Raw genomic sequence first — 20,481 nt, 5'->3', positions numbered from 1 at the left:
TGCACCATTGCAGCGCAGGATACACCGAACCAAGTTGGTGCAATGCTTTTTCTTTTGCTTATTTCCGCGGACCCAGACCATGACCACTCTTGACTCCATCCTCGCCCAGGCCCGTGAGCGCGCCGCCGGCCAGCCCTATGCCGGCGCCGTCACGCCTGAGGAAGCCTTCGCGCTCCTGCAGAGCGATCCGCGCGTGAAACTGGTCGATGTGCGCACCAATGCCGAGCGCGACTGGGTCGGCCGCGTGGCGATTCCCGAAGCCCAGCACGTTGCGGTGCAGTGGGCCACCTACCCCGGCGGTGCGCCGAATCCCGCATTCGGTGCGCAACTGGAGCAACTGGCGCGCAAGGACGAGGTGCTGCTGTTCCTGTGCCGCTCGGGCGTGCGCTCGCGCCACAGCGCGCGCGTGGCCACCGAGCACGGCTTTGCCGAGTCCTACGACATCCTGGAAGGCTTCGAGGGCGACCGCGACGCAGAAGGCCATCGCAAGACCATCGGCGGCTGGTGCAAGGCCGGCCTGCCGTGGATAGGCGCTTGATCGTTTGCTGGATGTATTACTGAACCTCGGCCTGGGGGCCCTGCTCGGCCTGGTGGGCGGCCTGCTGGGCATCGGCGGCGGGCTGATCGCGATTCCCGTGCTGGGTCTGCTGTACGGCATGGACCAGCAGCTGGCGCAAGGGACGGCGCTGGTGATGATCGCCCCGAACGTCCTGATCGGCTTTTACCGCTACCACCAGAAGCATCCCGTCGACCTGCGCGCGGTGGCCTCGATGGCCCTGTTTTCCATGGTCGCCACCTGGTTCGCGGCCCGCTTCGCAACCGGCCTCGATCCGCGCACCCTGCATGTCGCGTTCGCCCTGTTCCTGGTGGCGCTGGCCCTGTATTTCGGCTTCCTGAGCAGGCATGTGCCGGCCGCGCCCGAGAAAGCGCAGGCGATGCCGCGCGCTGCCCTGCCCCTGCTCGGCATCGCCTGCGGCCTGATGTCGGGCGTGTTCACGATCGGCGGCGGCCTGGTGATCGTGCCGGCCCTGGTCAGCCTGTTCGGCATGCAGCAGACCCGCGCCCAGGGCATGGCGCTGGCGCTGGTGGTGCCAAGTTCTCTCGTTGCGCTGTTCGGCTATGCGCAGGGCGGCCACGTCGACTGGGCTACCGGCGTGCCGCTGGCGCTGGGCGGCATCGCGACCGTCTCGCTGGGGGTGAAGCTGGCGCACCGGTTTGCGCCGGCGCGCCTGCGGCTGCTGTTCTGCCTGGTCCTGCTGGGGACCGCGGCGACGATGTTGCTGTCGCCGCGCTGAGCCATCACTGCGCCGGCATCACCATCAGTTGCAGCCCGGAAGCCGCGCCGGGCGCGCGGTAGACGCGCTGGGTCGCCTTGCGGAAGTCTTCCGGTGTCGCCTTCGGGATGTGGGTGAAGGTCTGGGGATTGAGGTCGACCAGCGGGAACCACGAGCTCTGCACCTGCACCATGATGCGGTGGCCGCGGCGGAAGGTGTGGTTCACTTCGCCGATATCGAAGGAAAGCGCTTCCTGCTTGCCCGGGGTGAAGGGTTCGGGTTTCTCGAAGCTGTTCCGGAACTTGCCGCGCAGCGGATTGCCGCGCACCAGCTGCTGGAAGCCGCCCAGGTTCACGCTCGGCGGGCCGACATCGTTGCCGGAGCGCTGGGCCGCAGGCGTCGGGTATTCGCTCGGATACACGTCGATCAGCTTGACCACCCAGTCGGCGTCGGTGCCGGTGGTCGACACGAACAGTTTCGGCACGACGGAGCCCACCACCGTCACGTCTTCTTCCAGCACCTCGCTCTGGTAGACCAGCACGTCGGGACGGGTGGCGGCGAAGCGCTGGTCCGAGACCATGTACTCGCGCGGCACCCCAGTGGCCGGGTAGCCGATGAAGGGCACGGGCTTGCGCGGATCGGCCACGTATTCGTCATACCCGGCGCCGCTTGCGGCCGGCTGCTGCCAGCCCAGGCTGCCGTTCGGGCCGAAGTACAGCGTGCGCGCCCTGGCCGGCGCCGGCGGCCAGGCCGCGTAGCTGCGCCACACATTGGTGCCGGTCTCGAAGGCGTTCACGTTCGGCAGCGCACGGGCCGGCTTCACGCCTTTCAGGTGCTGCTCGAAGAAGGGGAACTGGATCTCGCGGCGGAAGTACTCGCTCGTCTTCGCATCGAAACTCACGTGACCCAGGCGCGCGCCGTCGCTCCTGGCCCAGCCGCCATGCACCCAGGGACCGATCACGAGCGAATTCGGCGTGGCCGGGTTGTATTTGCCGACCGCCTTGTAGATCGCGAACGGGCCGGCCGGGTCTTCGGCGTCGAACCAGCCACCCACCGTCAGCACCGCCGCTTTCACGTTCTTCATGTGCGGCGTGATCGCGCGCGAGCGCCAGAACGCATCATAGGTGTCGTGCTCGATGGTCGGCACCAGGAGGGTGCGCTGCTCTTCACTGAGGCTGGCCAGGATGTTCGACATCGTCAGGCGCTTCAGGAAGAAGTCGTAGGCATCCGCTTCCCAGTACTCGAAGCGCGAGCGCTCCTTGTTGCCCACGGTCGGATTCTGCTGCGGCAGGAAGGACGAGTAAAAGTCGAAGTTCGCCGACAGCATGAAGGCGCCGCCGTGGTAAGAGTCGTCGCCCATGTACAGGTCGGCGATCGGCGCCTGCGGCGAAGCGGCCTTGATCGCCGGGTGCGAGTCGATGATGCTGGCGGCCGTGTAGAAGCCCGGGTAGCTGATGCCCCAGATGCCGACGCGGCCGTTGTTGTTCGGGATGTGCTTGAGCAGCCATTCCACGGTGTCGTGCATGTCCTCGCTTTCCTGGCCCTCCCCTTTGGCGCGCTTGGCCTTGGCGTGCGGGGTCATCTCCTGCCAGCTGCCTTCCGACATGTAGCGGCCGCGTACGTCCTGGGTCACGAAGATGTAGCCCGAGTCTTCCAGTTCGCGCGAGGGGCTGAGCGCCTCGGGGAACCAGTCCACGCCGTAGCGCCGCTCGCCATCGGCGAACACGCCGGCGCTGTAGGGCGTGCGCTGCACCAGGAAGGGGTAGGTTTTGGCGCCGTCCTTTGGCACGTACACCGTGGTGAACAGCCTGACGCCGTCGCGCATCGGGATGCGGTATTCGTACTTGGTATAGGCTTCGCGCGGATTGCGCTTCTGGGCGGGGGCGTCGGCGTGGGCGTTGGCGCTGGCCTGCGCGCCGGCGCTGCAGGCCAGCAGCACGCCCAGCGCGAGGGCGGAGAACGGACGGCGGATCATGACTTCCTTCGGATGGCGAACAAAGAGCGCCAGTGTAATCCGTTTGCGCCGGCCTTTGCTACTTCGTCAAGGGCGGGGTGGCGAAGCCATTGCGGTCGATGGTGCCGCGCACCCGCTCGCGCACGAAGTTGATGTGGCTGCGCAGGCGGTACAGTTCTTCCGCATAGGCGAGCGGGATCGAGATGTGGTTGACGCGTTCCTCGATGTCGTCGAGGCGGTGCAGCAGGCCCTCGCGTGCCGCCTCGCGGTCTTCCGGTGCGATCGCTTCGAGTTCCTGCTCCACCTTGCGCAGCTCGCCGTACCAGCGATACACGCGCGAACGCACGCGCCACACGTAGATCGGCGGGACGATCTTCGACAGCGGAATCAGGAGCGCCGCCAGTGCGACCGCCACCACCCACAGGCGCTCGAACAGGTTGGCCAGCCAGAAGCGCATGTAGCGCTGCATGAAGGGCGGGCCGTCGCGGTAGTAGCGCGCGGCCTCGCGCGCCACCGGGATCTCGGTGTATTTCGGCGAGGGGAACTGGCCCTGCTGCTGGAACCAGCCGGCCTTGCCGTGGATCTCGCCGGCCGACTTCACCAGCAGGCCCACCAGGGCCGGATGCAGGTCTTCCCTTGCCACCAGCGTGGCGGTGGGCGCGATCAGGTGGTAGTCCTGGGACGGGATGTCGCGCCCGAGGTCGACGATCCCGCGCGGCAGTACCACGTGGGTCAGGAAGGGCAGGCGCCGGGTGTAGGCGTCGGCCTGGGTGAAGTTGAACAGCCTGATGCCTGGGGTCTGCAGCAGCATCTGGATCAGCGGCGCTTCCGGCGCGGAGCTGAACACCAGGCCGTCGATACGGCCGGCCAGCAGTTCCACCGTCGCCGGCGTGTTTTCCAGCGCGCCGATCTTCAGCTGGGCGGGTTCGACGCCGTTGGCATCGAGCACCTGGCGGAACAGGCGCGGCACGCCGGTGCCTTCCGGGCCCAGGTTGATGCGTTTGCCCTTCAGGTCGGTCAGGTGGCTTACCTTGGCCTCTTCGCGCAGGAACAGCCACACCGGTTCGGTGAACAGGCTGCCGAGCGAGACCAGCCCTGCCCGCGCGGCCTGGCCGTCGCTGGTCGAGCCGCTCTGCACGAAGGCGATGTCGGCCCGGCCCTCGATCAGGCGCTGCAGGTTTTCGTGGGAACCGAGCGAGGGCTGCAGCTGCAGCGTGATGTCGTCGCGCGCCAGCAGTTCGGCGTACTGGCGGCCGAATTCCTGGTAGGCGCTGTTGAACTGGCCGGTGGCCATGCTGAGGCGGCGCGGCGGCGCCGGGTCGACCCAGAGGTAGGCCAGCACCGCCACCGCGATCGCCGCCAGCAGGGTCGGTCCGCTGGCGACCAGCAGGTCGCGCAGGGACACGAAGCTGAACTGGCGCACCCGCGTCATGGCGCGCCGCACTGCCGTACCCGAAACGCCGGGTTTCAACGCACGCACTGACGCTGGGCGGCCACGCTGCCCGCAGGCGGTTCGATCATCGGCATCAGGCTCGGGGCCAGGTTCGCCAGCAGCTGCACCGGCAGCGCGCTGGTAAAGTCGTAGTTGCCGGCCTGCGGGCCGTGCACATAGGCGGTCATGCTGCCGAAGTAGCGCTCGCCGATGTTGAAGACAAAGGTCGCCGAGCGGTTCACGTAGCGCGACTCGATCACGCGGCCGCCGCGCGCATACACCTCGAAGCGCTGGTCGCCGGTACCGGTCTTGCCGCCCACGGCGATCACGCTGCCGTCAGACTGGGTGAAGGCGGTCTTCACGCGCTTGGCGGTGCCGTCGCTGACCACGCCCTGGATGGCGTCGGCCACGGTACGGGCGACTTCAGGCGACAGGACCTGCTCCTTGCCGCCGCCCTTGCTGCGCTTGACCAGGGTCTCGTACGGCGTGTCCTTGGCGAAGTGCAGCGAGTCGATGCGCTCGACAGGCTTGCGCACGCCGCCGTTGACGATGATGCCCATCAGTTCGGCCAGCGCGGCCGGACGGTCGGCCGAGGCGCCCAGCGTGGTGGCGTAGGACGGCACCAGCGAATCGAAGGGGTAGCCCATCTTCTTCCACTGGGCGTGGATCTTGAGGAAGGCTTCCACCTCGATCAGGCCGGCGATGCGCTTGTCCTGGGCGTGCTTGCGGTGGGTCTTGAACAGCCAGGAATACACTTCCTGGCGCTCCTTGACGCTGGCGTCGGTGACTTCGGTCCAGCCGGCCTTCGGATGGGTGATCAGGTAGCCCGCCAGCCACAGTTCGAGCGGGTGCACCGAGGCCACGTAGCCGCGGTCGGCCAGCGACATGTTCTTCGGATCGTACATCTCGTACATCTTCGGGATGCGGTCCGGATCCATGTCGACCGAATCCGGCAGGGCCTTGTCGACGAAGGCGCCGAACTGCTCCAGCGTCGCCTTCGGGAACACCGTGCGGTGGGCGGCAGCCAGCTTCGAGGCCATCGGGCGGATGCCGGAGAACAGCAGGCTTTCCACCTCCTGCGGGGTCTTGCCCTTGTACTTGTTCCAGAACTTGGCCATGAAGACCTTGCCCTCGTTGTCGGCGAAGCGTGCCAGGTACATCTGGCGGCGCGGGTCGTCGGCGTCGGCCAGCAGCTTGGCCGAGGAACCCGGCAGCTGGAACATGTAGTAGCGCACCACGTCGCGCATCATGCGCACGAACACGAGGTTGGTCGAATTGCGCAGCGCTTCGGTCACCGTCATGATCTTGCTGTTATCCAGCTTGCTGAAGTTGCCGAAGGTGTGCAGGCCGCCGCCGGTGAAGAAGGCTTCGCCCGGGTTGGCCGAGTACTTGCGCTCCATCGCGGCGGCCAGCATGGGCTTGAGGCCACGGTCGGCGCCGTCCGGCAGCTGCTGGAAGTATTCCACCGCCCACTGCGACATGCGGTCTTTCGGATCGACTTCCACGCCCATCAGGCCGATCTTGTCCATCGGCTCGTAGCGCTTGTGCAGCTGGTCGACGATGTCGAGGTAGGTCACCAGGGTACGCAGCTTGGCGGTCGAACCCAGGTCGAGCTTGGCGCCTTCGTTGATGTCGAGCGGCTGGTCGTAGTTGTCGGTCTGGACCCGCAGGTAGTTCACGTGCTCGCCGCGCTCCATCAGGGTGAAGCTGTACACCACCTGGGCCGGGTCGCCGTTGCCGAGCAGGCCCTTGCCGGTCAGGCCGGCCTCTTTCGCGTGTTCGGCGTCCGACAGCTGGCGCAGCGCCGCGGTGACGGCCTGCTGCACGCTGGCGTCGAGGGTGGAAACCACCGACAGGTCGAGGCGGTCGACGTTGTACAGGCGCGAGTCGCCCACCAGATAGCCGAGGTGGTTGCGCACCGCATTCGCGGCCTTGCGCGACACGAAGGCGTCGGCGCCCGGCGCGGCCACACCCGAGGCCTGGGACGGGTGCAGCTGGACCTTGAGCGCGGCGTCGCGCAGCTGCGGCGAGATCACGCCGGTCTGGGCCAGCACGCGCAGGTGGCTGTTGGTGAGGGTTTCGAGGTCATGCTCGCCGTCGCCCAGGTAATAGGCCGGGCGGCGCTGCGCGATCATCAGCGACAGCGCTTCCTTGTAGGCGGTGACCGCTTCCTGGCTGTCCATCGGGCCGCGCAGCATCTTGCTGGTCTTGTCGAAGTCGCGCCCGTACCAGACCCACATGCCGTCGCCGATGCCGTTGACCTCGCCGTAGCCCGGCTTGGCCGACAGCGGCACGGTATTCAGGTAGTCGAGCACGATCTGGCGCCGCGCCTTGGTGGTGTCTTCGCCGTCCTGGTAGGCGCGCAGCGTGGCCGAGGCCATCTGGATGATCTTGTCGCCCAGCGAGCCGGTACGGCCTTCGGCCGAATGGCGGTATTTCTCGATCTGGGTCGCGAGCGTGGAGCCGCCCGCCACGCGGCCGGCGCCGCCCAGGCCGACGCTGCTCAGGGTCTTGTCGAACACCGCTTTCGAGAAGCGGTCCCATTCCACTGCCGGGTTGCGGCGCGGGTAGGCCGGGTCGAGCAGTTCGCGGTTCTCGATGAACAGCAGGCTTTGCACCAGCAGCGGCGGCGCATCGTCGAACTTGTGATAGAAGCGCTCGGGGAAGCGCGACGCGAACAGCGGCTGCGCGCGGCAGTCGAGGATCTCGAGGCCGACCTTGGTCTTCTCGTGGTAGGTGGCGTACAGGCCGCGGTCGGCCATCGCGATCATCTGCGGCGACATGCGCGCCTGCGCCTCGATGAAGTAGCCGCGCGACTGCAGTTTCTGCAGGTAGGCCGGCATGCTGGCGTAGCCCAGGCGGGTGTCGTAGGGGCTGGCGGCCGGGAAGCGAATGGCGTTGCTGGGGCCCTTGTCCATGCGGTAGGTCAGCTCGCTGGCCATGTCGGCGAAGATCATCGCCTGCAGGCGCGAGGTGCGCATCTCAAGCGCGCCCCAGGCGCCCAGCAGCACCAGGAAGATCAGGAGGCCGAGGTAGAAATAGGGCTTGAAGCGGCGCTTGCGCGGCGCCGGTTCGGGCGTGCGCTCGGGCCCGCCCTCGGGTGCTTCCGGCGGCACGGGCGCGCCGGACGGCCGGTCCGGCGCGCCGGCACCGCCGCCTGCCGCCAGGTGCGGATAGGCTTCGTACAGGGGAACGTCGTTGCCGCCCGCGGATGCGAATACGGGCGCGGCGCCGGCCATGGCCTGGGCGGGACGCCCGAGCCAGCTGCCGACTACCTGAAATAAATTACTTGGCCGCATATTGCGGCGAATACTTTCCATGATGGCTCAACCGGTTTGAATCAATACGTGCTCAATCCCCGCCAACCTGCCCGCCATCCTTGCCTGCCTTTTCGAGTGATGTTGGGTCCTCGCCAGTCTGCAAAAATGCGCGGCGCAAACTCACTCAGGATTGCACCTCCACAGGTATCATTCCACCACATCAATACGACACGCGCGAGACACCGTTTAACAAATTTGATGCGCGCGAAGTATTTTCGCAAAAAAACAACGGCTGAGTTAGCAGGACGGCATGTCGTCCTACAACACCTCGAATTCGGCGCCGCGGCTCTGCAGTTCGGCCTGCATCGCCCCGAAGGCCGGCTCCACTTGCGCAGGCGCGCCCTTCACGCCCAGCTCGATGTGGCGGCGGGTCTGGGCGTCGCCCACGCTCGGCAGGCTGAACACCCGCAGGCCGGGATAGTCGCGCTCCAGCGCCTCCATCATCGGGGTGAGGTCGGCCTCTCCCTGTTCATAAACGAGCAGGGAGCGCTCCAGGTGCACAGCCGCGTGAAATAAGTGGGCGTAGTGGGTGTCCAGCACCCATTCGATCATCGGCCAGGCCATCACCGGAAAGCCCGGCACGAAGTGGTGGTCGCCGACCGTGAAGCCGGCAATGCGGTTGTACGGATTGGGAACCAGGCCGGCTCCTTGCGGGAACTCGGCCATCTTGAGGCGCTGCAGGTTCTCGGGCGCGTTCATGTCGGCATCAAGGCCAGCGGTCTCGCGGATGCGCTCCTCGATGTTCAGGCGCCCTTCGGGATGCAGCACCAGCGGCAGCCCGAGCGCCGCGGCGGCGCACTGGCGCGTGTGGTCGTCCGGCGTGGCGCCGATGCCGCCGCAGGAGAACACGATGTCGTCGCCCGCGAAGCTGCGCTGCAGCAGCGCCGTCAGGCGCCTTGGGTCGTCGCCCACGAATTCGGCCCAGGCCAGCTGCAGGCCGCGCGCGCCGAGCAGCTCGACCACTTTCGAAAAATGCTTGTCCTGGCGCCTGCCGGACAGGATCTCGTCGCCGATGACGATCAGGCCAATTCCCATATGAGCTTCTCCTTCTTCACGTTCAGGCCAGTGTGCCACAGGACAGGGAAATACCTGTGAAGCCTCAGGCCTGCGGCGTGCCCGCGCGCAGCTCTTCCAGCGCCTGCAGGCAGAAGTACTGGAACCACAGGCCGGCGAACAGGAAGATCATGATGTACAGCCAGAGCGACAGCATGGCCAGGAAGGGAAAGAGCACGATCGACAGCAGCGCCCCGCCCATCCAGGCGATGCCGGGCAGCGCCCCGGCCAGGCCGGAAGCCAGGCCGATCGCCAGCAGTGCGCCGCGATGGCGCCGCATCAGTTCACGCCGTTCTTCGGGACTGGCGTGGGCGGCCAGCGCGTCGTAGCTCATCACGCGCGACGTGACCCAGGCCCACAGGCAGGCCTGCACCAGCCAAGCCAGCGGCGGCACCGCGTACAGCGGCAGCGCGATCAGCCACAGCAGCGCGAACACGGCGGTGCTGCCGACGTTGATGGCAACGCTGCCGAGGAAGGAACCGCCCTGCTTCTTTTCCAGCTTCGGGTACTGGGTCGTGCCGACGTGGCGTTCGATCGCGGGCATGGCGATCACGCCCATGAACAGCAGGGCCGAACCGATCATCAGGGGCAGCAGCAGCGCGATCGCCAGCAGCGGCACCACCATTACCTTGAACACGCCCAGCCCCAGCATCCCCAGCGTACTGCCGCTGGCCTGGAACAGGCCGTAGTCGGTGAAGACGCCCTGCAGCCAGTCGAGCAGCGGCTGCAGCCCGGTCCACAGGACGGCGCCCCACAACAGCAGCGACAGTACCAGGGGCGCGCCGGAGAGCACCAGCATGCGGCGGGTGAACTGGGCGCGCAGTGCGCGGCGGTAAGCGGTACCGATGCCCTTCATCGTGACTCCTGTTATGGCTGGCGATAGCGCCATTCTACGCAGATGAGCCGCAAGGGTGCGGCCCCGGTTTGGCGCACCCGCGATGCATGGACTACAATCCCCGTTCAACTTGAACAACAGGGAAAACCATGTCCACCAATACCACTGATTCCGGCCTGCAATACGAAGACACCGTCGTCGGCAGCGGCGCCGAGGCGAAAGCCGGCCAGCACGTCACCGTCCACTACACCGGCTGGCTGCGCAACGACGACGGCAGCCAGGGCGCCAAGTTCGATTCGAGCAAGGACCGCAACGACCCGTTCCAGTTCGCGCTGGGCGCCGGCCACGTGATCCGCGGCTGGGACGAAGGCGTGCAGGGCATGAAGGTCGGCGGCCAGCGCCGCCTGACCATCCCGGCCAGCCTCGGCTACGGCGCGCGCGGCGCCGGCGGCGTGATCCCGCCGAACGCGACTCTCATCTTCGACGTCGAACTGCTCGCGGTCTGAGGTGTTGTAGGGTGGGCGGCTTGTCCGCCCACGCGTTCAAGCAGCCGGAGCATTTTCGCGAAGCACGCTGCAGCTATCACCGCGTGGGCGGGAAGACCCGCCCACCCTACATCCCCCGAGCATCCCCTCTAAAGTTCGCCCCGTTTGGCGGTGGACGCCCTCCTCCTGCGCTAAGATCGCCTCCTGCATTACCACATTGCCAACGCAACCAACACAGGAGTATTCATGAGCTTGCAGGAACAGTTCGCCCAGGCCCAGGCCGAATCGAAGAATCTGCCGGAACGCCCGGACAACATGACCTTGCTGAAGATTTACGCGCTGTACAAGCAGGGCTCGAGCGGCGACGCCACCGGCGAGCGTCCGGGCATGACCGATTTCGTCAACCGCGCCAAGTTCGACGCCTGGGCTGCCCTGAAGGGCACCTCGCAGGAAGACGCGATGCAGCAGTACATCGACCTGATCGAGGAACTGAAGGGCTGATGTACCGGGCCGGCCGCGCGTGCGGCCGGCAAGCCTGCTCTCTCAGGCGGGCACGAACACCTTGCGCATCTTTTCCGCCACCTTGGCCTCGATGCTCGATGCGAAGGCGCTCATGAAGAATCCCAGGCGGATCCGCAGCGCCGCGCGCTGGCCTTCCAGGCTCAGCGCGCCTTCCACCCCACTACGCTCGAAGCGCAGCACGTCGCCATCCCATTTGCAGGCCAGGTCGTAGTCGGCCGCGAGCTTCTGGGCCACCTGCTGGGCCGCCGCGCGCGCCTGTTCCGGGCTGAGCGTATGTTCCTGGACGATGCTAATTTCCGACATCTGGACAATCCTTTTTCTTATTCCGTTGCAAAACAGTCCGCCATGATGCCAGTTGGCGGCTGAGGATGCCAGCCTTGGGCTCGATCCAGATCAATTGACGCCAGTCAATGCCCGCGCCGCCCGGCGCGCGACCATGGGGGTGCCGACCGACATATCGCAAGGAGCCGTCATGGAACCAGGTGCCCTCTTGCCGGACGAGCTGGACACGCCCAGTGACCAGCCTCCGGTCCGCTTCATCCCCACGCCCAGCGCCCCCTACCAGCAGCAGCACCGCATCGCCAGGCTGCTCGAGCAGCCGATCGAGCCGGGCGATGCCACGACAACGCCATCCGGCCTGCCCGATGACGAGGAGCTTGCCGAGGCGCCGCCGCTGCCCTACGCCTTCGGCGCCCGCGTGCTGATGTGGAAGCAGGACCCGTCCGTGGGCGAGATCGGCACCCGCCGCGCCTACCTGCCGGGCCCGGTGCTGGCCGGTCCGCGCGACGCCCGCATCGCGCCCGGCACGCCCGGCATCGACGCGGTCGAGCCGAACGCCTTCGGCGACTTCGTCACCCAGCCCGACACGCCCCAGTTCGACGCCGTGCACACCTTCGCCGTGGTGCGCCAGACCCTGACCATGTACCAGCGCGCCCTGCTGACGGCGGGCCTCGACATGCCGCTGCCCTGGCAGTGGAATACCAGCATGGACACGCGCCCTCTGGCGGTCTTCCCCTACGGCCTGCCGAACGTGATGAACGCCTTCTACAGCCGCACCCAGGGCTGCCTGAAGTTCGGCGACTTCATTCCCAACGGTGTCGAAGGCGGCGAGGCTGCGCGCGTCTATACCTGCCGCTCCTTCGACATCGTGGCCCATGAAACCGCGCACGCGGTGCTCGACGGCCTGAAACCGCAATGGCTGCTGGCCGACGCGCCGCCCCAGACCGGTGGCCTGCACGAAGCCTTCGGCGACCTGACCGCGATCTTCCTGGCCCTGTCCCAGCTCGACCAGTGCGAGGCGGTGGTGGCCCAGACCAAGGCCCACCTGCACGACAAGACCTATTTGTCCGACATCGCCGAGCAGTTCGGCATGGCGCTGGGTGGCACTACCGGCCTGCGCAATGCCGACAATGACCTGACCCTGGGCCAGGCCGGCACCCAGGTGCACGCGATCTCGCAGGTGTTCACCGGCGCCATGTACGACGTGCTGGCCGACATGTTCGCCTACGAGCGCAACCCGACTTTTGACGACTGCGCCGCCGTGCTGCACCGGGTGGCGGCCTACCTGCGCGGGCTGCTGCTGCGCGCCCTGATCGCCGCCCCCGACAGCGCCGCCTCGTACGTCGACGTGGTCAACGAGATGCTGCGCATCGTGCAGGAAGACGGCAAGCCGGCCGCCTACGCCGGCTTCATCCGCAACCAGTTTGCCCGCCGCGACGTGGTCGAGCAGCCCGCCCAGGCTACCGAGACCGCCCCGGCCGGCCCGCTGGCGCCCAAGGTCTGCGACAAGCCGGGCGCGCGCCAGGACCGGCGCGCCTGCTGCGGCACCATGAACCTGCCCGAATACCACCGGGTGCACCGGGTGCTCGACAGCGAAGCCCAGGCGCTGGCGCGCTGGTGCGCGGCCAACGGCCGCCTCGGCGAATGCGTCGTGCCCGCGGCGGCCGTGCCCGTGGCGGGTGTGGTGGAAGAGCCATGAAAATCAGCGCACGCGCCTGCGGCGGCTTCGCCGGCCTGGCCGAAGCCTACGACCTCGACACCGCCGCCCACCCGGGCGGCGGCGAGCTCGAAACCCTGCTCGGCCGGCTCGACTTCTTCTCGGCGGCGCCCGAATGCCCGGTCGGGGCCGACCTGCCGCGCTGGGAAATCACGGTCGAGGATGGCCCGCGCTGCCATACCGTGTTCGTGCGCGAGGACGGCAGCGGCGGCGACTGGCAGGCCCTGCTCGACCGCCTGCGCACCAGCGCCTGAGCCATGGATGGCGCATGACGGCGCTCTCGGGTGCGCCGTCATGCGCCACATTTGCTTATATATATTGTGTATAAGGCTGATTTGTAGGAAAACCCGAATTGCCCTAAAATACAGTGCTTTGCAAGTCCCGTCGGCCCCATTCAGCGTCCGGCGCCGCGACACACCAACACTAATAGGACTGTTATGACCCACGTTGTCACCGAATCGTGCATCCGTTGTCGTTACACCGACTGCGTCGATGTATGCCCGGTAGATTGTTTCCGGGAAGGCCCGAATTTCCTCGCCATCGATCCTGACGAGTGCATCGACTGCGCCGTCTGCGTGGCCGAATGCCCGGTGAACGCGATCTACGCGGAAGAAGACGTGCCGTCGGACCAGCAGCAGTTCATCAAGATCAACGCCGACCTGTCGCGCGCCTGGCCATCGATCACCAAGACCAAGCCGGCCCTGCCCGACGCCGAAGAGTGGAAAGACGTCAAGGACAAGCTGGACCAGCTGGCCCGCTGATCTTCTCCCGGCCGGGCCCGCCAGGGCCCTGGCCAGCGCAGGTTCGTCAATCGTGGCACACTAGCGGCCACCGTCACACCCTATCCAATACACAGAAAGTTTAAGCGCATGACTATCAGTGCCTCCCACGAAGCGGGCAGCATCGCTCCCAACAGCTCCTTCGCCGGCGCGATCGAAGCCGATGCCGTGATCATCGGCGCCGGTCCGGTCGGCCTGTTCCAGGTCTTCGAACTCGGCCTCCTCGAAATCAAGGCCCACGTCATCGATTCGCTGCCGGCCGTCGGCGGCCAGTGCGTGGAACTGTACCCGGACAAGCCGATCTACGACATCCCGGCCGTGCCGGTGTGCACCGGCCAGGAACTGACCGACAACCTGCTCAAGCAGATCGAGCCGTTCGAGCCGACCTTCCACCTGGGCCAGGAAGTCACCACCGTCCAGCGCCGCGAAGACAGCCGCTTCAACGTCGAGACCTCGACCGGCACCCGTTTCATCACCAAGACCATCTTCATCGCTGCCGGCGTTGGCTCGTTCCAGGCGCGCACCATGAAGGTCGACGGCATCGAGAAGTTCGAGAACACCCAGCTGTTCTACCGCGTCAAGGATCCTGTCCTGTTCGAAGGCAAGAACCTGGTCATCTGCGGCGGCGGCGACTCCGCCCTGGACTGGGCCCTGAACTTCGTCGGCAAGGCCGAGTCGGTCGTGCTGCTGCACCGTCGCGAAGACTTCCGCGCGGCGCCGGCCTCGGTGGCCAAGATGAAGGCCCTGTGCGACGAATACGAGATGCAGCTGATCATCGGCCAGGTCACCGGTTTCGAAGAGAAGGCCGGCCAGCTGAGCGAAGTGAAGGTCACCGGCGCCGACGGCGTCACCCGCCGCGTCCCGCTCGACATGCTGCTGGTGTTCTTCGGCCTGTCGCCGAAGCTGGGCCCGATCGCCGAATGGGGCCTGGACATCGAGCGCAAGCAGCTCAAGGTCGTGGACACCGAGAAGTTCGAGACCAACGTGCCGGGCATCTTCGCCGTGGGCGACATCAACACCTACCCGGGCAAGAAGAAGCTGATCCTGTCGGGCTTCCACGAAGCCGCGCTGGCCGCCTTCGGCGCCGCGCCCTACATCTTCCCGGACAAGAAGATCCACATGCAGTACACGACGACCTCGCCGAAACTGCACAAGATCCTCGGCGTCGAGACCCCGGTCTTCGATTGATCTCTAGCTTAGGACATAAAAATGCCGCCCGGCGCAAGCCCGGCGGCATTTTTCATGTCCGCTCCACGCTGTTGTTTTAGTGTCATAACAACAGAAATGGCGTGTCGGACAGGGCCTACCTGCATATGTTGGCCGCTTCACGGAGCGGTGTTGCACAAATATGCTACAAGTAGTCTATGCAAAAAGGGAAGTGAAAAGGACTGTTTCCACAAGTAAATCACTATCCCCTATAATTGACTGCGAGCATGCGCAAACGATTGCGACGCCCAGTCTATTCGAAGGAATTATTTATGCTTTACCAACTGCACGAGATGCAACGCTCCTTCCTGACCCCACTGATGCAGTGGGCAGATGCGTCCTCCAAACTGTTCTCGAACCCCGTTTCGCCATTCGCGCATACCCCGTTCTCCCAGCGTATCGCTGCAGGCTACGAGCTGATGTACCGCCTGGGGAAGGATTACGAAAAGCCGGCATTCGGCATCAAGACCGTATCCATCAAGGGTAAGGATGTCGGCATCATCGAGCACACGGCCGTCGAAAAGCCCTTCTGCAAGCTGCTGCATTTCAGGAAAGACCTGAGCGACAAGGCGTTCGCCGCGCTGAAGCAGCCGACCGTGCTGGTCGTGGCGCCGCTGTCGGGCCACCACGCCACCCTGCTGCGCGACACCGTGCGCGCCCTGCTGGTCGAACACGACGTCTTCATCACCGACTGGACCGACGCCCGCATGGTGCCGCTGTCCGAAGGACCGTTCCACCTCGACGACTACATCTACTACGTCCAGGACTTCATCCGCCACCTCGGCCCCGACGTCCACGTGATCTCGGTGTGCCAGCCGACCGTGCCGGTGCTGGCCGCGATCTCGCTGATGGCGACCAACAATGACCCGAAGCTGCCCAAGACCATGACGATGATGGGCGGCCCGATCGATCCGCGCAAGTCGCCGACCGCGGTCAATGACCTGGCGACCGAAAAGCCCTTCTCCTGGTTCGAGAACACCGTGATCTACTCGGTGCCGGGCAACTACCCTGGCTTCGGCCGCAAGGTGTACCCGGGCTTCCTGCAGCACGCCGGCTTCATCGCCATGAACCCGGGCCGCCACGCCCAGAGCCACCGGGAGTTCTACCAGCACCTGGTGCGCGGCGACGACGACTCCGCCGAGTCGCACCGCCAGTTCTACGACGAATACAACGCCGTGCTCGACATGCCAGCCGAGTACTACCTCGAGACCATCAAGACCGTGTTCCAGGACCACGCGCTGCCGAAGGGCACCTGGGAAGTGGGCGGCCAGCTGGTGCGTCCGCAGGACATCAAGACCGTGGCCCTGTTCACCGTCGAGGGCGAGCTGGACGACATCTCGGGCCTGGGCCAGACCCGCGCCGCGCACGACCTGTGCACCGGCATCCCGAAGGACATGCACCAGGAATTCGTGGCGCCCAAGTGCGGCCACTACGGCATCTTCTCGGGCCGCCGCTGGCGCGAGATCATCTGCCCGAAGATCGGGGAGTTCATCCGGGCGCATGCCTGATGTAAGAAAAAATGCCGGAGCGTGCTCCGGCATTTTTGTTTGGGGCGCGCCATTACCTCAACGCCCCACCAGCACCTCCGTCACCACTCCCGTGGCAATCGCCACCAGCGCATAGTCGCTCCCCGCCTGCACCCACTGGTGCCCCGGCGGCGGTTCGCTCAGGCGGTGCGCCTTCCAGTTCTCCACCACGTAGTGATGCGTGCGATAGCGCGGCGGCAGCTGTTCGCCGCGCTTGAGCTGGCCGCTGGCCTGCACGCTGCGGTAGGGACCGGCCTTGACGGCCTGCGCCTGCTGCGCCCTGGCCTGCTGCTCGCCGCGCGCGTAGACCTGGGCCGCGGCGCCACCGGCCAGCACCGCCGCGGCCAGCAGCGGAACGATCAATTTGTTCATGTGAGCTCCTCCTAGCGTCGAGCCCCCAGTAGACCATGCGCGAACCCGGCAGTCTGTTCGCTCCAGCACGCACATCGCGCCGGCTGCGGTTTTGGCGGATAATGTCGGCTTTGACCGCTTGCCCTTCGCCGTGACCAAGACCCTTGCCGACCTGATCGAAGACGCGCTGCCGCAGACGCAATGCACCAAGTGCGGCTACCCCGCATGCCGTCCGTATGCGGAAGCGATCGCGCGCGGCGAGGCCGAGATCAACCAGTGCCCGCCGGGCGGCATGGAGGGCGTGCACCGCCTGTCCGCCGTCACCGGCCGTCCCGTCATCCCGATCAACCCGGCCAACGGCGTCGAGCGCCCGCGCCCGGTCGCCTTCATCGACGAGTCGCTCTGCATCGGCTGCACGCTGTGCATCCAGGCCTGTCCGGTGGACGCCATCATGGGCGCGGCCAAGCAGATGCACACCATCCTGCCGAGCCTGTGCACCGGCTGCGACCTGTGCGTGGCGCCCTGCCCGGTCGACTGCATCTCGATGGCGCCGGTCACCAATGCAACCGGCTGGGCCGCGTGGTCGCAGGAAGCCGCCGATGCGGCGCGCGCGCGCCACGACTTCCGCAGCGAGCGCCTGCGCCGTGAAAAGGAAGAGAACGATGCGCGCCTGGCCGCCAAGGCGCTGGAAAAGATGCGCGCGGTGACTGCTGAAGTGACCAACACGCCCGAGGAGCTGGCCGAGAAGGAGCGCAAGCGCGCCATCATCGCCGCCGCGATGGAGCGTGCACGCCAGAAGGCAGCGGGCAATCCACCGGACCAGACATAAGCGATGAACCCCGCCAAACGTTTAGAGATCTTCACGCGCTTCCGCGCCGCCAACCCGAAGCCGACCACCGAGCTCGAATTCACCACGCCCTTCGAACTCCTGATCGCGGTGCTGCTGTCGGCGCAGTCGACCGACGTCGGCGTCAACAAGGCCACGCGCCGCCTGTATCCGGTGGCGAACACGCCGCAGGCCATCCTCGACCTCGGGCTGGACGAACTCAAGTCCTACATCTCGACCATCGGCCTGTACAACAACAAGGCCAAGAACGTGATCGCCACCTGCCAGATCCTGGTGGACCAGTACGGCGGCGAGGTGCCGCAATCGCGCGAGGCGCTGGAAGCCCTGCCCGGCGTCGGCCGCAAGACCGCCAACGTGGTGCTGAACACCGCGTTTGGGGAGCCGACCATGGCGGTCGACACCCACATCTTCCGGGTGTCCAACCGCACCAGGATCGCACCGGGCAAGAACGTCGACATCGTGGAACAGAAGCTGCTCAAGTTCGTGCCGAAGGATTTTCTGCACGACGCCCACCACTGGCTGATCCTGCACGGCCGCTACACCTGCGTGGCGCGCAAGCCGCGCTGCTGGAACTGTTTGATCGCCGACCTGTGCGAGTTCAGGGACAAGACGCCGGCGCCGGCCGGCGTGCTCGATCCGGCCGCCGACCTCGCGACTCAGGCCGCGGAGCTGGGGTAGAGCCGCGTCTCCCCTGTCGCGAACGAGGCGCGCACGATGCGCCCGTCCACCACTTCATACACGCACAGCATCTCGACCGTCCCCAGTCCCTCCGGGAAGTTGCGGGTCACGATCTCGAGGTCGGTGACGAAGTTGCCCAGCACGGAGCGATTGAGCAGGCGCGCCTGCAGGTCCGGCTCGAGGAAGCGCTGCTGGTAGCGCGGGCGGATCTCGTCATGCCCTTGGGCGAGCAGCGCGCCATGCAGCGCGAACTGCTGCGCATCTGGGGCATAGGTGCGCATCAGCGCGTCGAGGTCCTTGGCGTTGTAGGCGTCGAGCTGGGCCTGGACGATAGCGAGGGGGGAAGGATTCATGGGCTCCGAAGGTAAATGAAAAAACGCGCCAACTGTGGCGCGTCTTTCATCTTACCGTAGGGTGTTCGGCTTTGCCGAACACGCGTTCAACTCCGGCATGCATGGCGGCGACGCAGAGTCGTGCTGAACGCGCGGTCGGCGAGCGTGATCTGGTCCACTGGACCAGATCACCCCTACGCAGCCAAGCGTTTCGGTGCGTGGAGCGGAAGCGCCTTGCGCAGCTCGCGCACCTCTTCGAGCTTGAACACCGATACCACCTCGTTCAGGGCCTGGGTCTGGTCGCGCAGCGACTGCGCGGCGGCGGCGGCTTCCTCGACCAATGCGGCGTTCTGCTGGGTGGTGGTGTCCATCTCCCCCACCGCCATGTTGATCTGCGCAATACCCGCGCCCTGCTCGGCGCTGGCGGTGCTGATCTCGCCGATGATGTCCATCACGCGGCGCACACTGGTGACGATGTCGCCCATGGTGGCGCCGGCCTCGCCGACCAGCTGGTTGCCCGCCTCCACGCGCTGCACCGAGTCGTTGATCAGTTCCTTGATTTCCTTGGCGGCAGTAGCCGAGCGCTGCGCCAGGTTGCGCACCTCGCCCGCCACGACGGCAAAGCCGCGGCCCTGCTCGCCCGCACGCGCCGCTTCCACGGCCGCGTTCAGCGCCAGGATATTGGTCTGGAAGGCGATGCCATCGATGACGCTGATGATGTCGACGATCTTGCGCGAGGATTCGCTGATCGAGGCCATCGTGCCCACCACCTGCTCGACCATGTGGCCGCCCTTGGCCGCCACGTCGCAAGCCGAGACCGCCAGCTGGCTGGCCTGCTGCGCGTTCTCCGCATTGCGCTGCACGGTCGCGGTCATTTCTTCCATCGACGAGGCGGTTTCCTCGATCGCGCCGGCCTGCTGCTCGGTGCGGGTCGACAGGTCCAGGTTGCCCTGTGCGATTTCATCCGAGGCCACGGCGATGGTCTCGGCGCCGCCGCGCACCTGCGCCACAATGTTCTGCAGGCTGCCGGTCATGTCTTTCAATGCCTGCAGCAGCTGGCCGGTCTCGTCATCGCTGCGCACCACGATGCTGGTGCGCAGGTCGCCCGAGGCGACGCTCTGCGCCGCTTCGACGGCCTGGCCGAGGGGGCGCGTGATCGAACGCGACACCAGCACGCCGGCGCCAACCGCCACCGCGGCGCCCAGCAGCATCAGGCTGTAGCTGAGAATCGTGGCATGGTGCCCGACCGCCTCGGCTGCGCCGACCGTTTCGTTGGCCTGCTTCGACATCGCGTCCTGGGCCTTGGCGAGGAGCTCGGCGGGCGCCCGGTCCATCCCCTTGACCGCCATGTCCCCGGCAGCGGCATCGAAGCCTGCGCTGGTGAAATCGGCATAGCCGCGGCGATAGCCTTCACCCATCTTCGCATGCGCGCCCTGGAACTCGGTCAGCAGTTCGCGCACGGGGCCAGCAGGCAGTGCCGCGACCAGATCTTTCGCTTCCCCCGCGACTTCGGTCTCACTCTTCTGGAAGGCAGTCCAGAACTTGTTGCGCTGTTCCTCGTCCTTGCCACGCAATAAGGTGTTCTTCCACTCCTGCGTCTGCAGCCTGAAGTGGGACAGCAGTCCTTCCACACGCTGCGCGTTGCTGGACTGGATCACGGCCGCGTTGTAGGTGTCGAGCGCATGGTTCATGCGGTTCATGCCGAAAAAGCCGGCACAAGCGACGACAAGGGTGACGGCGGCGAAGCCGATCGGAAGTTTGCGGCTGAGTTTCATGAGTGTGGGCCGTGCGCGGCGTTATGCGTGATGAATACAGTGTACTTATTTCTGTATCCTGTAGGCAAAATTAACACCAGACCGCTTGTAGCGGCGCCAACTATATGTAGCTCAGC

At 66.2% G+C, this 20,481-nt stretch carries 20 protein-coding genes; 11 read left to right on the top strand and 9 right to left on the bottom strand.

Annotated features, from left to right (window positions below; all coding sequences use genetic code 11):
- The first annotated feature begins 79 nt into the window (after positions 1-79).
- Together LK539_RS07090 and LK539_RS07085 are read left to right on the top strand one after the other, a co-directional pair.
- A complete protein-coding gene (locus tag LK539_RS07090) occupies positions 80-538 on the top strand; it encodes a rhodanese-like domain-containing protein (protein WP_227800205.1) in 459 nt (152 codons plus the stop codon).
- A gap of 4 nt (positions 539-542) precedes the next feature.
- Entirely contained in the window at positions 543-1,295 is a 753-nt protein-coding gene (locus LK539_RS07085) for a sulfite exporter TauE/SafE family protein (RefSeq protein WP_227800204.1), read from the top strand.
- Between the two features lie 4 nt (positions 1,296-1,299).
- Here LK539_RS07085 and LK539_RS07080 read toward each other — a convergent pair whose 3' ends face one another.
- From LK539_RS07080 to LK539_RS07055, 5 genes are all read right to left on the bottom strand, one after another.
- Entirely contained in the window at positions 1,300-3,249 is a 1,950-nt protein-coding gene (locus LK539_RS07080) for a CocE/NonD family hydrolase (RefSeq protein WP_267877668.1), read from the bottom strand.
- A gap of 58 nt (positions 3,250-3,307) precedes the next feature.
- Positions 3,308-4,660: a TAXI family TRAP transporter solute-binding subunit gene (locus tag LK539_RS07070; protein WP_227800203.1), complete on the bottom strand. Its 1,353-nt coding sequence runs from the start codon at positions 4,658-4,660 to the stop codon at positions 3,308-3,310.
- A 35-nt stretch (positions 4,661-4,695) separates the two neighbouring features.
- Positions 4,696-7,980 (bottom strand): transglycosylase domain-containing protein, encoded by a 3,285-nt coding sequence (locus tag LK539_RS07065; protein ID WP_227800202.1) that lies wholly within the window; start codon positions 7,978-7,980, stop codon positions 4,696-4,698.
- 258 nt (positions 7,981-8,238) lie between these two features.
- Positions 8,239-9,015 carry a molybdopterin-binding protein gene (locus LK539_RS07060; protein ID WP_227800201.1) on the bottom strand — a complete coding sequence of 259 codons (777 nt, stop codon included), beginning with the start codon at positions 9,013-9,015 and terminating at the stop codon, positions 8,239-8,241.
- A 64-nt stretch (positions 9,016-9,079) separates the two neighbouring features.
- Positions 9,080-9,889: an EI24 domain-containing protein gene (locus LK539_RS07055; protein ID WP_227800200.1), complete on the bottom strand. Its 810-nt coding sequence runs from the start codon at positions 9,887-9,889 to the stop codon at positions 9,080-9,082.
- Positions 9,890-10,017: 128 nt separating this feature from the next.
- Here LK539_RS07055 and LK539_RS07050 point away from each other — a divergent pair, with 128 nt between their 5' ends.
- Entirely contained in the window at positions 10,018-10,374 is a 357-nt protein-coding gene (locus tag LK539_RS07050; RefSeq protein WP_227800199.1) for an FKBP-type peptidyl-prolyl cis-trans isomerase, read from the top strand.
- Positions 10,375-10,599: 225 nt separating this feature from the next.
- Positions 10,600-10,854 (top strand): acyl-CoA-binding protein, encoded by a 255-nt coding sequence (locus LK539_RS07045; protein WP_227800198.1) that lies wholly within the window; start codon positions 10,600-10,602, stop codon positions 10,852-10,854.
- Between the two features lie 42 nt (positions 10,855-10,896).
- Here LK539_RS07045 and LK539_RS07040 read toward each other — a convergent pair whose 3' ends face one another.
- Complete coding sequence (locus LK539_RS07040) at positions 10,897-11,178, bottom strand: polyhydroxyalkanoic acid system family protein (RefSeq protein ID WP_227800197.1); 282 nt, start codon at positions 11,176-11,178, stop codon at positions 10,897-10,899.
- Positions 11,179-11,347: 169 nt separating this feature from the next.
- Here LK539_RS07040 and LK539_RS07035 point away from each other — a divergent pair, with 169 nt between their 5' ends.
- From LK539_RS07035 to LK539_RS07015, 5 genes are all read left to right on the top strand, one after another.
- Complete coding sequence (locus tag LK539_RS07035; protein ID WP_227800196.1) at positions 11,348-12,853, top strand: hypothetical protein; 1,506 nt, start codon at positions 11,348-11,350, stop codon at positions 12,851-12,853.
- Complete coding sequence (locus LK539_RS07030) at positions 12,850-13,125, top strand: protealysin inhibitor emfourin (protein ID WP_227800195.1); 276 nt, start codon at positions 12,850-12,852, stop codon at positions 13,123-13,125. The genes LK539_RS07035 and LK539_RS07030 overlap by 4 nt, the downstream gene beginning before the upstream one ends.
- Before the next feature lie 183 nt (positions 13,126-13,308).
- Positions 13,309-13,632 carry a ferredoxin FdxA gene (gene fdxA, locus LK539_RS07025; RefSeq protein ID WP_227800194.1) on the top strand — a complete coding sequence of 108 codons (324 nt, stop codon included), beginning with the start codon at positions 13,309-13,311 and terminating at the stop codon, positions 13,630-13,632.
- Between the two features lie 108 nt (positions 13,633-13,740).
- The gene (locus tag LK539_RS07020; protein WP_227800193.1) at positions 13,741-14,838 is read left to right on the top strand and encodes an NAD(P)/FAD-dependent oxidoreductase; all 1,098 of its coding nucleotides are present in this window, start codon (positions 13,741-13,743) and stop codon (positions 14,836-14,838) included.
- 290 nt (positions 14,839-15,128) lie between these two features.
- The gene (locus LK539_RS07015) at positions 15,129-16,364 is read left to right on the top strand and encodes a polyhydroxyalkanoate depolymerase (RefSeq protein WP_227800192.1); all 1,236 of its coding nucleotides are present in this window, start codon (positions 15,129-15,131) and stop codon (positions 16,362-16,364) included.
- 57 nt (positions 16,365-16,421) lie between these two features.
- Here LK539_RS07015 and LK539_RS07010 read toward each other — a convergent pair whose 3' ends face one another.
- Positions 16,422-16,754, bottom strand: a complete 333-nt coding sequence (locus LK539_RS07010) for an RcnB family protein (RefSeq protein WP_227800191.1) — start codon at positions 16,752-16,754, stop codon at positions 16,422-16,424.
- Between the two features lie 130 nt (positions 16,755-16,884).
- Here LK539_RS07010 and rsxB point away from each other — a divergent pair, with 130 nt between their 5' ends.
- Complete coding sequence (gene rsxB / locus LK539_RS07005) at positions 16,885-17,562, top strand: electron transport complex subunit RsxB (RefSeq protein WP_373889518.1); 678 nt, start codon at positions 16,885-16,887, stop codon at positions 17,560-17,562.
- Positions 17,563-17,565: 3 nt separating this feature from the next.
- Positions 17,566-18,258 carry an endonuclease III gene (gene nth / locus LK539_RS07000; protein WP_227800189.1) on the top strand — a complete coding sequence of 231 codons (693 nt, stop codon included), beginning with the start codon at positions 17,566-17,568 and terminating at the stop codon, positions 18,256-18,258.
- On the opposite strand, the gene LK539_RS06995 is transcribed toward nth, so the two are convergent.
- Together LK539_RS06995 and LK539_RS06990 are read right to left on the bottom strand one after the other, a co-directional pair.
- Positions 18,237-18,611, bottom strand: a complete 375-nt coding sequence (locus LK539_RS06995; RefSeq protein WP_227800188.1) for a nuclear transport factor 2 family protein — start codon at positions 18,609-18,611, stop codon at positions 18,237-18,239. The two genes, nth and LK539_RS06995, sit on opposite strands and share 22 nt — an antisense overlap.
- A 173-nt stretch (positions 18,612-18,784) precedes the next feature.
- Positions 18,785-20,365 (bottom strand): methyl-accepting chemotaxis protein, encoded by a 1,581-nt coding sequence (locus tag LK539_RS06990; RefSeq protein WP_227800187.1) that lies wholly within the window; start codon positions 20,363-20,365, stop codon positions 18,785-18,787.
- Positions 20,366-20,481: the final 116 nt, after the last annotated feature.

Source organism: Massilia sp. IC2-476 (genome assembly GCF_020707295.1).
GTDB lineage: Bacteria > Pseudomonadota > Gammaproteobacteria > Burkholderiales > Burkholderiaceae_D > Telluria.
The sequence above is the reverse complement of the archived record's forward strand: the minus strand, read 5'-3'. Positions and strand labels throughout refer to the sequence as shown.